At 44.7% G+C, this 12,775-nt stretch carries 6 protein-coding genes; 2 read left to right on the forward strand and 4 right to left on the reverse strand.

Annotated features, from left to right (window positions below; genetic code table 11):
- Positions 1-37: 37 nt before the first annotated feature.
- The 4 genes from CDC37_RS01380 to CDC37_RS01400 form a co-directional block, all read right to left on the reverse strand.
- Positions 38-2,377 carry a cellulose biosynthesis cyclic di-GMP-binding regulatory protein BcsB gene (locus CDC37_RS01380; RefSeq protein WP_096620141.1) on the reverse strand — a complete coding sequence of 780 codons (2,340 nt, stop codon included), beginning with the start codon at positions 2,375-2,377 and terminating at the stop codon, positions 38-40.
- A gap of 160 nt (positions 2,378-2,537) precedes the next feature.
- The gene (locus tag CDC37_RS01385; RefSeq protein ID WP_231943184.1) at positions 2,538-3,815 is read right to left on the reverse strand and encodes a glycosyl hydrolase family 8; all 1,278 of its coding nucleotides are present in this window, start codon (positions 3,813-3,815) and stop codon (positions 2,538-2,540) included.
- A gap of 838 nt (positions 3,816-4,653) precedes the next feature.
- On the reverse strand, positions 4,654-6,975 hold the full coding sequence (locus tag CDC37_RS01395; RefSeq protein ID WP_172892741.1) for a tetratricopeptide repeat protein: 2,322 nt from the start codon (positions 6,973-6,975) through the stop codon (positions 4,654-4,656).
- A 23-nt stretch (positions 6,976-6,998) separates the two neighbouring features.
- On the reverse strand, positions 6,999-8,975 hold the full coding sequence (locus CDC37_RS01400) for a porin (RefSeq protein ID WP_330220826.1): 1,977 nt from the start codon (positions 8,973-8,975) through the stop codon (positions 6,999-7,001).
- Between the two features lie 388 nt (positions 8,976-9,363).
- Here CDC37_RS01400 and CDC37_RS01405 point away from each other — a divergent pair, with 388 nt between their 5' ends.
- Both CDC37_RS01405 and CDC37_RS01410 read left to right on the forward strand, forming a co-directional pair.
- Positions 9,364-10,098 carry a hypothetical protein gene (locus tag CDC37_RS01405; RefSeq protein ID WP_231943185.1) on the forward strand — a complete coding sequence of 245 codons (735 nt, stop codon included), beginning with the start codon at positions 9,364-9,366 and terminating at the stop codon, positions 10,096-10,098.
- A gap of 533 nt (positions 10,099-10,631) precedes the next feature.
- The gene (locus CDC37_RS01410; protein ID WP_096620146.1) at positions 10,632-12,581 is read left to right on the forward strand and encodes a PP2C family protein-serine/threonine phosphatase; all 1,950 of its coding nucleotides are present in this window, start codon (positions 10,632-10,634) and stop codon (positions 12,579-12,581) included.
- Positions 12,582-12,775 lie beyond the last annotated feature (194 nt).

Below are 12,775 nucleotides of genomic sequence, written 5' to 3' on the forward strand. Positions count from 1 at the left end.
TAAAGACGCGATATATCGCGTCTAATCACCTAAATCCCTACTTCCGTTCATTCGGACTTAAACGCTGCAAATACAACTGGACAATTCCATACAGCAACAAAGACACACCCACTAATCCCGCAGGTAACAGTAACCAATTTTGTTGAATCATCCGGGAAGCTTTACTCAAGGGTGTGGTGTTCTCAACCCGACTAGTGGATGGTGCTTCCTGGAAAAATGCCAACTGATAAGCATCCGGGTCGTAGGGTACAGGATTTTTCTTATCACTACTAATCAACACCGTATCCTGCTTAAGTTGGAAGAACCACGGGTCAAGATTGAGAATTTGCCGCACCTTATCTAAACCAGTGTCAGTTTGAGCTGTCAGGGCTAATAACACCCGTTGATTATTCCAGGGTGAAACAACCTGTTTCATCATCCCCTGCGCATCTTGAGGTGTTTGCACCCTCGCATTCGCCGATTGACGGGTAAATGCCTGTCCTAAATTAAACCCAGGTGATTTGAATACCTCTGGTAAGGGGAATTTACCATAGGTTCCAATTGCCACCAAATGGTCATTACTACGAATTGAGTTGGTTAATCCATCTGGGAAATAAACACTAAGTTTGATACCATCCGCTTCACTCAATCTTCCCAGACGCTCACTAAACTCCAACAAGGTTAAGATATCTACCACTGAGGGATTTTGGGGTAGGACGACGGCTGTACGTGATAAATCCTGGGGTGCAGCAAACGGATAACCAAACTTCAATAAACCCAAATCGGGAATTTGCGCCGAGGTTTCCCGTTTTAAATCAAAATTGGTACTAGCATGAACTGTACCTGTTAATTGTTGGTCAGGTGGTTGGACACAACGCTGACGGTCAAACACTTCCCGCGCATTCATCCGGAAAAATACCCGTATTTTGGAATCCGGTTTAATCAAGTTTGGCGGTAGATCAACCTTGAGATTTTTTTCCCTCTCTCCCGATTCATTCGTTAACCTCGCTCCACCAATGAAGTTATCATCCAAAAATACCTGTACTGCCGAAGTTCGCGGATTTAACTGGGGTCCATAACTGTAGACCAAGTTCATTGAACTACCGCGCAAAAACCTGTCATCGGGTAAGGCTCGAAAATCTATCTCCACCGCCGGCGCACCCGCACCTCGGACTGTAATATCATTAAAGGGCTCACCGTTAACTGCTGTTCTCAGGTCGCTGAGTCGGAATTGATTTTGTTCCGGTAGGTGTCGCGGCCATTGACGTACTCCTGGTGTTGCCACATCGGCGACATTATCCACAATCACCACCTGACCTGTTCCCATTTTGCGAGCATCAGGTTTTGCTAGAAACTGAACCGCATTTTCCACGGCTTTCGGGCTATTCCCTGTGACAATTAGTACAGGAACACCACCATCAGGTTTAGATGTGGTCAGCATTAATACCCCGTGGTCTTGGGGTACGGGTTGTTGACTAGCATTTAAAACTCGACCCCCGGCAATTTTCAGGGGCAAATCTTTCATGGTTGCCAAGGCTGGTTGTTCGCTGGGAGTACCGATGATAATTAATCTTTCGTTTTCTTTGACATCATCAATACTAGAAATCATCCCAGTTTCCACCGGACGGAATTCTGCGGTACGACCAATGGATGCTTGAAAACGTGCAGCAGAAGTTAACCAGGATTGGTTGGCTTGGGTGGGCTGTAAATAAACGAGGCGGTTAGCTTCCAGACCTAAATCATCAAAAACCGGGTAGGGGTAGCGACTGAAATTGAGGGGAATTGGTTGACGTTGGTATTTAAAAACAATTCTGGAGTCCGGTAAAATTTCCGTCCACAGGTCGGGACTGCTGGGGTCAGTACATTCTTGGGAATTGTGTTGTTGGGCAACTATTGTTAAGTCATTGTAATCGTTGAGAATACTAGTGGGGATATTAACTAGGTGCTGACCGATTTGGGATGCTTTGCGGTTGAGTTGGACACTACCAACACTTCTCCCATTGACCAAAAAAGTGAGATTTGAGCGATTGGCAAATAGGGAAGGTGAGTGTTGAAAGCGCACAAGAGCTTGGACTGTACCATTTTTTAAGTCCCAACCCCGGGGACGGGTGAAGGCAACCCGTGTTTCGGCATAGGAACCCCGTAGTCGCAAACTATTGCCAACGATGGGACTACGATTAAATTGAAGTTCGTAGGTGACGAGATTTTTGGGGGTTTGGCTGTCGGTCTCCTCATTGGTGTTGTTGCGCTGGTTGCTACGGGTTGCTTGGGCTAGCAGTAGGGGAGAACCAGTCTGATTTATCGCCCTTGCAGGTAAAGAATGGGGAAATAAAAAGCAGCAGAAAGTAATGAGAATTGCTTGCTTGCTGACTTTGGAAATAAATAGTAACTGCTTCATGATTGGGTAAGGGTATGGTAGATTAAATGGTTTTTAAAGTAACAATTTAAATTGTTTTTCTTCCTGGCATTCACTAATGGGAATTTTGTTCTTTTTATAACCTAAAATTAGACTTTATATTTTATTATTTTTTGAAGACATAAAGAAGAAATTGTGGTTTTTACTTAGGTGAAAGCAATCGGGGAGGAATTACGGTGGCATCAATTAGCCCTAACCAAGCAAGATTCTGGGTATAATAAGCAGATTGGTCATCCCAAATACCGTTTTTGTAGTTGGGTAGTAATTTTTGATTGAGAATCGCTTCACCTAGGGGAGGGTTGGTAATCCGCCAAGCAGCGTATAACATGGCATACTGGGAAGTCGCTTCATAGTCAACCAAGCTTTTACCATCTAGGCTAATACGGGCGGGAATTTTGCCCTGTTTTTGCCAGACCTGTTTGAGGTGCTGGGTCGAGGTTTGCAGATAGCGTTTGGCTGGGGATGAATTGAACCAAACCGCATCCAGAGCAACTCGCCACCAAACCCGGTAGGCATCAAAGCTGTAAACTGTTTGTAATGGGCTAGTACTGGGAATCGGTTGGTATTTACCAGTTTTTAAGTCGAAGGCAACCCAATCACTAGGTAAACCCACCGGGGAAATCCGACTCGACTCATTTAGGATTTCATAGCTGGTATCGACTAAACTCAACCAATTGCGATCGCGATCTATTTGGGCAAATAAACGAAATGCGTAGGGAGCTAGGTAGGAGGGATTGAGGTAGGCTGTGGATGGGTTGGGTAAAAATGCTGACTTGGGACCTGGGAGTAAATAGCGTTTACCCTTCGCGTCAACGACTGTGGATAATTCCCACAAATCCTTGAGCTTGGTACGAGCGAGTTCCAAGTATTCGGGACGATTCCAGCGTCGAGCCGCAAAAATTAGGGCGGTAATGGCATCAATATCCCCATCACTGGCAAAATTGCCATCAATTGCCCCCCATTTATTATCGGCTAGCTTGCCCCATTTCCAAGCCCAGAGGGAGTCTGTTTTTTTGCCGTCTTGAAGACGTTGGAGGTTATTTTCAGCCCAATTTAAAGTGAGGGCGAAGGTGGCTGCATCATCAATCATGACTGCACGTAACATGGCATAGGCTTGTCCTTCACTGGTAGAGCGGTCTTTGGCTTCGTAGTCAATGACTCTGCCATCACTCTGAATGAATCTTCGTCGATATTCGTCCCAACTTTGTGCAAGTAACTGACGATTGGGGATGGATTCTGGGAGAGCGGCTAAAAGTACGGTTGCGGAATTTTGTTCTCCTCCTGGTTGAGATTTGAATACCTGTGGGTTCATGTCTGGATTTGTCTCTTTGATCAGGGAATATCCAGAAACGCAGGAACTTAAGGTTAAAGACAAGATAGTAAGCGTCAAATAGGATAAATGGCGCATTGGTTTGAGCATGGGTTGGGATAGGTAATCATCTGACTGGAACCAGCAATATAGGGACTCCTTCTCAGCTTACGCGTCTGGTACAAAAACGCGAATAAGTAGTTCGTCAGTCCAAATTCCATCATTTTGATCTAGAAGCGCGATATACCGCATCTAAAGTAATTATTCCCAACCAAATCTGGTGAATTAACTTTCATTACAGGAATTTAGTTAAATCAGGGAACAGGAAACAGTAATTCAGAATTTTTTTCGAGCTTGCTGAAAAGATTAAAACCCTGACATTGCAAACTGTTGAGGTTATTTTAGTTGCAAAAATTGCAATTAAATTTGTCATTTTTTGGAGTCTGGAAAAAGTGGATATCTAAAACCTTTCCCTGTTCCCTACCCCAACTAAAATACTTTTCCAGTAGACCCGATTGAGATACAAAACGCGGTTAGCTACATCCTGTCGGAAGGTTGCGCCTATAGCTACATATCCCAATTGAGAGACATTGTAGCTATTCATAGAGCTTGAATTGATTACAGGACTTAGGCAAGAACAACATAAATACTGTTATTGCACTTCTTTGCGTCGCGGATCGACCGTAGGGTTGTAGGGAAGCAATCCCAAACACCTAATTTCTCGTAATGAGTGCCTAAGTCCTCTATCACTTGGCTATTGCCTTTCTCATCCTGGTGAATAAGAACCCTTCCCCATCCCTCCCCGTAGTCTGCTGACCACAGGGTTGTCGAGGAGGGTGCGCTCTTTTCCATTTGCTTGGAAAACACTATATATCCCAACGACATGGGAGACTAGCTAATAGCACTTCGCACCCAACTAAATACCTCCTGTATCCTGATCCTGTCTTCTCTAATTCCCACGACGACGCTGATAATCTTCCCAGGGGGGTTGAAAACCACGTCGTAGGAGAAACTCTTCTTGGATTTGTTGCATTCTTTGGGCTAGTTCTTCATCGCTTGCTCCTTCACGCATCTGTTCAATTTGTAATTGTTCCATTTGGGATAAAGCCGTTAAGGGCTGATCTAAAATGGCGGTCAAATCGGCAACAGCTCTACGTGCATCCCGGTCTTGGGGTTTTTCCTCCAGGATGCGCGAATAAATATTCCGGGCTGTTTCAAAGCGTTGCTGTTCAAACCGAATTCCTGCTAATGCTGCTAGGGCTTCCATGTCGTCTGGTTGGGTTGCCACTAACTGTTCATAGAGTTTGGCGGCGTAGTTTAAATCCCCTGCGGCTCTGGCAAACTGAGCTTGGAGGTTGAAGGAACTGGGTGTTTGCGGTAATCTGGCACTGATTTGTCTCACCCTGGCTCTAGCTTCAGCCGGATTACGCATAGCGATCGCTTGAATTAATCGCAGCTGCATCGGAATATTATTTGGCTCCAACTCAGCTAGGTAATTATACAGAGCTTCCCGCTCCGGATATACGGGTAAAGCTTCCACTAAGGTGTATAATTCCGGTGGCGCATTGGTGGCAGGTTGGGTGGCTAACCAATTTTCCAACACGGCTCTGGCTTCGGCTTCACTGATGCGTCGTCCTAGGTAGGCGATCGCGGTGCGACCTAGTTGTAAATTCTGACTTTGGGGATTACGAACTATCAGTTGGTCGTAGATTTCCAATGCTTCGTCAAAGCGTCTTTGCTGACGGCGTAATCCGGCTAACCCCCGTAAGGCTCCGTTGACGATATCTGCACGGTCGGGATTGGCGTTAATAATGGCGATGTAACGTTTAGCACTACCGTCAAAATTCCCTTCCCGACGTTCAATTTCGGCGGCTAATAATTGGTGGGCCATGTCCTTGCGACCTTGGGGTGTATTTGTATAGGCGGCTAGGGCATTTCTGGCTCCGGCCGTATCACCCATTTCTAAGTATATTTGAGCAATCCGGAAATGTAACAAAGGTACTGTGGCTTGGGTTTGTACCAAATTTTGATAAATGGGCAAAAATTCCGGGTCGGGGGTAGTAATCTCTGCTAATGCTAAGGCTAATTGCTGTAATTCCCCCTCTTCCCTCGGTAAGGGTTGGAGGGCTGATGCGAGTTGGCTACGCAGGTTATCCCGACTAATTGTCCCTAATTTCGCCTCCAATGCTAATTGCCGTACCACTAAGCTTTTATCATTGGGTTGGCGTTGCACTAGTTGGCGGTATAACTGGAGGGCAGTTTGTTCACCCCCCGGCAGTCCCGTAAATACATCCGCAACTTCACGGATAAGGGATGGTGATGGATTTGGCTCATTTTGCAGCGCCTGTTGATACAAGCTACTAATTTGACTACTCAAACCCGCATCATTGGTGCGCTTGCGAATTTCATTTAGGGCACGGGCTAGGGGTAAAATGGCATCATTGCGTCCCCGGAGGGGTTGTAATACACTCACCGCTTTTTCCGGTTGTTGGTTATCCAAATAGGCAATGGCCAACTCCTTACGGGTTTCAATGGCAATATTTCCACTGGGAGAACGTTGTAATTGGGCTTCCAGGATACGAACGGCAGCAGCACTATCACCACTTTCCCGTAAACTTCGACCATAGGCGATCGCGGCGAAGTCGGTAATTGGTTTACCCTTGTTGCGGTAACGGTTGAATAGTTCCAAGGATTTGGCGAAATCCCCGGCATAACTAAATGCTTGAGCTGCTCCTAAAATTGCCTCATCGCTAGGATTGTTGTCCAGAACAATCCGGTAATCAGCGATGGATGCCCCCATCTGACCCTGGTATAAATATAACAAAGCCCGCAAACTACGTGCTTCCATATCATTGGGGGTTATTGTTAACAATTTCGTTAACGCTTGAATCCCCTGAACCTGCCAACTTGGTCTGTAGGTTCCAAATAAACCAACGGTTTTCAAGGCTAATTGATTATTCGGGTCTTGGGCTAACACCCCTTGATAGGCATTCCAAGCTTCATCTAACTTTCCTGCTCGTTTCAAACCAATTGCTAACCCCAACTTAGCCCGCAAGGAATTGGGGTCCCGTCGCAATGCTTGCCGAAAAGCCGCGATCGCATCGTTAACCCAACCTTTTTGCAGTAAGTTATAGCCGCGTTGCACTGCGGGGTTTGACCTTTGGGCAACAGCAGGTTTTATACCACTAATCAATGGTAATTCTACTGTTCCCGTCACCACCAGCACCCACAGCACTAATAGCGAAATTGGTGTAAATTTCTTCACGTTCATCTTTTTTCTGTGCCTAGTCCCCATCATCGATTTATGCTTCCCCGAGGAGTCACATCAAACTCTGATTTCACCCTTACCCCAATCACGGTTTCTTCCAGGTTGTCCCGTCCTTGAACCGTAAAACCTAAGCGTAAATTGGGTAAAAATTTGAAATCATAGAATAATTCCACCACATCCGGATAGGCTCCCCTACGCAGACTATCGTTGGATAACTCCCTTCCGTAGGCAATTCCTATGCGGTCATCCCCAGTAAATACATCCAGGAAACTTGCTCCCAATAAATAGGTATCTGCACCTCGACCTAAATCACGGTTTTCAAATCGTCCGTAACGTCCAAATAAACCCATTTTTAGATTGGGGATAAATACTTCCGCATTTAAACCATAGGCTTCTTCCCGGTCATCCCGTTGGGGTCCAAATCGATTCTCACCCCGCGCAATGGAAAAACTTTCCGGGAAGGAATCCCGATTCCCTGCATCACGGTTGGTGACGTAGGTTCCACGAATAATCGCATTCCCGTAACGGATACCAATTTCACCCGCAAACCCATCGAGGGCAAAACTACTTAATCTATCGGCGGAAGAAAAGACTGCTGCTTTGGCATCAATGTTATCAGTAACACTCCAATTCACCAACATTCCCGTGCGGGAGGAAATACCTGCCACCGCTAAAGCTGGATTGGTTTGGAAGACCGGATTAAAAAAGTGGCTCGCACCATCTTTGGCAAAACTATTGCGGTCAAAATAGGAAGTTAAATCCAACTGACCAATGGTAAACCGCAAATTCGGTAAACCTGCGAGGGAAGTAGCAAAATACAACTCATTGATGTTCAAACCCTCCCGTCGCGAGTCATCAAAGGAACTACCATCACTCGTTAAATCCAGAGTGGCTCCAAATAGGGCATTTGGTGTCAATGGTAAAATTCCTGATAATCGCGCTCTGGCTGATGTATCCCCTCCCTGGGTGACGTACACACCTTGTAGGGTCAAGGAAGGTTGGGTTAGGGCTGTACTTTTGATTAGGGGTTGGTTGACAGGATTCCGATTACTATTTGCCAGGGGAGTGGTTGTGGTCGGATTGGTTCTGATTGACTCGTTTACCCCTGCTTGACTTCCCCCTTGAGCGCTGAATAATTGGGAAAATGTCGGGTTCTGAGGTGGGGACTGATGATTTTGATGATTTTGATGATTTTGATGATTAATCCCTGGTGTGGCTGGTTCCCTACGGGAATTGAGTAATTGATTAAAGGTGGGTGGATTGGTGGCTGTTGGGGTGGGGTTGCGATCGCCGTTGAGAAGTTGGTTAAATGTCAGGTTGGAGTTGGCTGGTGTATTTACACCTAAATTACTGGGAACTGTTTCACCTGGTAGGGGTGGTAGGGGAGCAACGTGAGTTGGGGAGGAATTGAGTAATTGATTAAAGGTGGGTGGAGTGCCATGATTAACTGGATTATTACTGACTCCGGGAGCGACAAATTCCCTGGTGGAGTTAGCTGTTTGATTGGCAAAGAGATTTGCAGTGGAAGTATTTGCAGGGGTATGGGGTACTGCTAATTTATTGGTTAATTGTTTATCCGCAGGGTTGTTAACAGTTGGGGTGACAGCTAGGGAGGCAAAATTCCCCTGATTCAGAGTTGGGTTCGTTGCAGCCATTTCCGATGTTGAAGATGATGATGACAAAGCCGGAATTGAACTGGGACTAGTGGTTTTTTTACCACCCTGCTGCTGAATAATTTCATTTTCTAGCATGGTGAGACTAGCTGTATTCCCACCATGCAAACTATTTGTTGAGGATAGTGGTGAATCTGTACTTGTCGGTGGAGGGGGAAGTTGGGAATTCCTCTGACGACCTCTGACTTTTGGCGATTGGGGTACGGGTAAAAGACCTCCAAATCCGAATTGGGAATTGGCAAAATAGTTAGTTCCTGGTGAGGGAGCAGAATTGACTTGAGCTAAGACTGACTGGGAACCTGATACTGTCAAAACTAACGTCGTGGCCACAGTTAGGGATGACAGAGAGAGTCTGCACAAGCAATTAGGGGTAAATTTATGACAATCAAATACTGGTTGGCGCATTAGCCTGTTTAATAGTAGGTAACAATTTTAGTTGGTAGATGTCGCCACTTTAGCAAATAATTTAAAGTATATTGGCGAACAGTGTACAGATTTTGTGTTTGAATATCAAGCACGTAAAGAATAAGTGAATGTTATCTAGTTTTAGATAATTTATCCCCAAAAACGGGCACAATAAGAAAAACTTGATTTTGACTTGAATCTGATTTTGTCTTAAACCATTCATACCACATTGCTTATGCTCGATCACAATTATTCTCTGCCTAAATCTAAATTACTCCCCTTGACAATTAGAAATTGTTTGCTAGCAATTTCTATGGTTTTAATTACGACATCCTATGGATGTAATAAAAATACACAAAAGGAAATCGAGCTAGAGATAAAATCAGTACAGCCAGTGCAAAGCAATGGTTTATACCGGGTGGAGGGGACGACCAATTTACCCAACACTAGTCGGGTGGCGGTTTCGGCGGTACGTTATCTGGCAAAACCGGAGGATAATCAAGCCAATATTAGTGGAATGGAACTGCGTAGCAATCGTTCGATTTTGGCTCGACAAATTGTTGAAGTTAAGGATGGTAAATGGGAAGCGGATTTAAATCTATGGCAAGTTGCACCCGATGGTAGTTATCAAGAATTTTGGCAGCAAAGCCAGTCCCAGACCCAACTAATCCCCGAAAATGAAGTTACTTTCATCGCAACTTTTGACCAAATGAGTCAGGAGGTGAAAGACCAACCGACAAATAACGTGGGAGTGAATCCGGAATCCAACGAATCAATTCAAACAAATACTAATATTCCCCAGATTGAAGGGCCAAGATTACGGTTTACCGGTGACGGTGAACGTTATGTCCAAGCGACTCAAACTGCTGCTGTTAGTATCCCTACAGGAAAAACAGTCCCCCCCGGAATCAAACCAGAAGACCAAAATGGGGGTTGGGGCGATCGCTCTCAATTAACTAGTCTACCTGCTAGTGGTGGCGCACCGGTTGCACCTGTGCAATCAGCCTTGACCAATCGACCGATACAGGTGTCTGAGTTGTTGCGCTAACAGTACGGGAGCAGATAACAGGGATTAGTTAGCCTTTTGATTTGTTGACAGGTGACAGGTGACAGTTGATTTTTAAAGATTAACCATCTAAATGAAAAGCTCACCTACTCGTGAGAGATCGAGGTTAATGTAATACCCAGTCAGCTTGACTTACTAGGCTAATAACCAAAAACTCATACCGATTCAAAAATGTTGGTAACACATACTCAAGATGAGACGCGATATATGTGGAGACGGGGATATATGTGGAGACTTAAATATATGGGGATATATGTGGAGACGTAGTATATGTGGAGACGTAATATATGGGGATATATGTGGAGACGTAATATATTACGTCTCTACCGACTCTTTTTTACAAATTGGTTATCCACTGCATCATCAATATTGATCGGTTTGTTGACTTTTGACCGTTGACTGTCAACAATTAACAGTCAACACTATCAAATGGGCAACTTGAATCAGGTGTAGTGTCTCCCTAAAATATATTATCCGATTCCCGAAAGCAGCAAAAATTCCCGAAAATAAACCCTATGCTTGTGACTAAGCAAATTATACGGTGCGTCAATCCCCATTGTCCCCATCCAGAAAATCCAGCGACTAATTTAGTTTGTGCAGCTTGTCAAACTCCTTTAATTCGTCGTTATGTGATTGCGGTTAATGAAGCCGCAGCTAGGTATCCCGTCGGGGAATTAGTTGGTCAAAGGTATGAAGTGATTGCTCCCCATATTTGGTTGGATACCCAACCCGGTTTAACTCCCCAGATACCAGGGGAAATTGATGCGGCAATTTTGCCCTATCTACGCTTGTATCCCCATCGCTTACACCTTCCCCAGGTGTATGGAGTGGTTTGGGAACAGGAACAGGAAATTTTATTGTTGGAAAACGTACCGTTGGATGGGGAAGGTCGATTACATCCAGGATTAGCCGAGGTTTGGAGTACTGCTAGTGGGGTACGTCAAGTTTACTGGTTGTGGCAAATTTTACAGCTATGGCAACCTTTACTGGATATGGGGGTGGCTGCAAGTTTACTTAATCCCGAAAATTTGCGGGTACAGGGTTGGTGTGTACGTTTAATTCAACTTAATGGTGAATATGTACCCCAACTGAAAGAGATGGGGGATAGGTGGGAAAGTTTGGTAGCCAGTGCCCATGATAGCGTAGCGGCAGGTTTGCAGCATATCCTGGGAATGTTACGGTCTACCAATCCCGATTTATCAGAAATCCTCCTTCACTTAAATCAATTACTACTTGCTGCTGCCGCAGAATTACCGTTACGATTGCAGGTGATGGGAGTGACGGATGCTGGGGAGGAATCTCTACAAAACGAAGATGCCTGTTTCCCCACTAATAAAGATGTAATTGATGACCCATTATTACCCCGTGTGGCAATTGTGGCTGATGGGATTGGTGGTCATGAAGGGGGAGAAGTGGCTAGTCAAATGGCGGTACAATCATTAAAGTTGCAGGCACGGGCCTATTTGCATGAAGTTGAGAATACCGGCGAAATTATCCCTCCAGAAATTTTGTCCAAGCAATTAGCAGCCAGTTTACGGGTTGTGAATAATTTAATTTGTACTGCGAATAATACTCAACAACGCCAAGGAAAACAACGGATGGGGACAACAATTGCGATCGCCATTCAAGTTCCCCAACGAGTGACAACGATTACGGGTTGGGATGGGGAAAATTCCCATGAGGTTTATGTTGGTACGGTGGGTGATTCCCGTGCCTATTTAATCACCCGTGATGGCTGTCAGTTACTGACAATTGATGATGATGTTAGCACCCGTGAGGTGTGTGCTGGACGCAGTTTGTATCGAAAGGCACTGGAGCGGGCGGATGCTACGGGTTTAACTCAAGCCTTGGGTGCGAAGGATGGCGAATATTTACATCCCCACACCCAGAGAATAATTATCGATGAAGACGCAGTTTTATTACTGTGTTCCGATGGCTTAAGTGATAATTTCCTGGTAGAACGCACCTGGGAAGAGTTTGCCTTACCAATTCTGAATCACCAAAGCAGTTTAGAAGAAAATTTGTATGCTTGGTTAAAACGCGCGATCGCTGTTAATGGCCATGATAATATTTCCCTGGTATTAACCTATTATCGTGTTAGTACTGACGAACCAGCAAGTATTGAAGCTGAACAACCATCAGAGTTAGAACTGGAATTAATCAAAGAAAATTTAACAACAGATACAACAGATATAGATTTAGAACCCCCAGTAAGTACGGAGCAACCAGATTACTTTATCAGCGACGAGCAAGGGGAATTAAACTCAGAAAATCCTTCCCCAGTCAACAGTAAAACCAAAAAATCCCGATGGAATCCAGTGGTGACTGCGATCGCGGTGTTGTTAATTTTAGCCACCCTTTCCAGTGTTGGTTTATTTGCTTGGTGGAGATATGCACCCCAATCCTTTCAACAAGCTTGCAGTCAATTACCTGCAAATTGGCAAAGACGAATTTGTCGAAAATAGTAGAGACATAGAAATGCTAAGTCTCTACGATGAATTTTCAAATGTTTGCAACACATTCAGAATATATGTCACCTGGAGACGTAATATATCCAGAATATGTGTATAGACTTAATATATTTCAGAATATATGTATAGACGTAATATATCCAGAATATATGTATAGACGTAATATATCCAGAATATATGTATAGACG

Source organism: Calothrix sp. NIES-3974 (assembly GCF_002368395.1).
GTDB lineage: Bacteria > Cyanobacteriota > Cyanobacteriia > Cyanobacteriales > Nostocaceae > NIES-3974.

What these genes read in the sequence shown, in the direction of transcription:
- CDC37_RS01380 (WP_096620141.1), bottom strand. Translation starts at nt 2,377, where the DNA reads ATGAAGCAGTTACTATTTATTTCCAAAGTCAGCAAGCAAGCAATTCTC.
- CDC37_RS01385 (WP_231943184.1), bottom strand. Translation starts at nt 3,815, where the DNA reads ATGCTCAAACCAATGCGCCATTTATCCTATTTGACGCTTACTATCTTG.
- CDC37_RS01395 (WP_172892741.1), bottom strand. Translation starts at nt 6,975, where the DNA reads ATGAACGTGAAGAAATTTACACCAATTTCGCTATTAGTGCTGTGGGTG.
- CDC37_RS01405 (WP_231943185.1), top strand. Translation starts at nt 9,364, where the DNA reads ATGGTTTTAATTACGACATCCTATGGATGTAATAAAAATACACAAAAG.
- CDC37_RS01410 (WP_096620146.1), top strand. Translation starts at nt 10,632, where the DNA reads ATGCTTGTGACTAAGCAAATTATACGGTGCGTCAATCCCCATTGTCCC.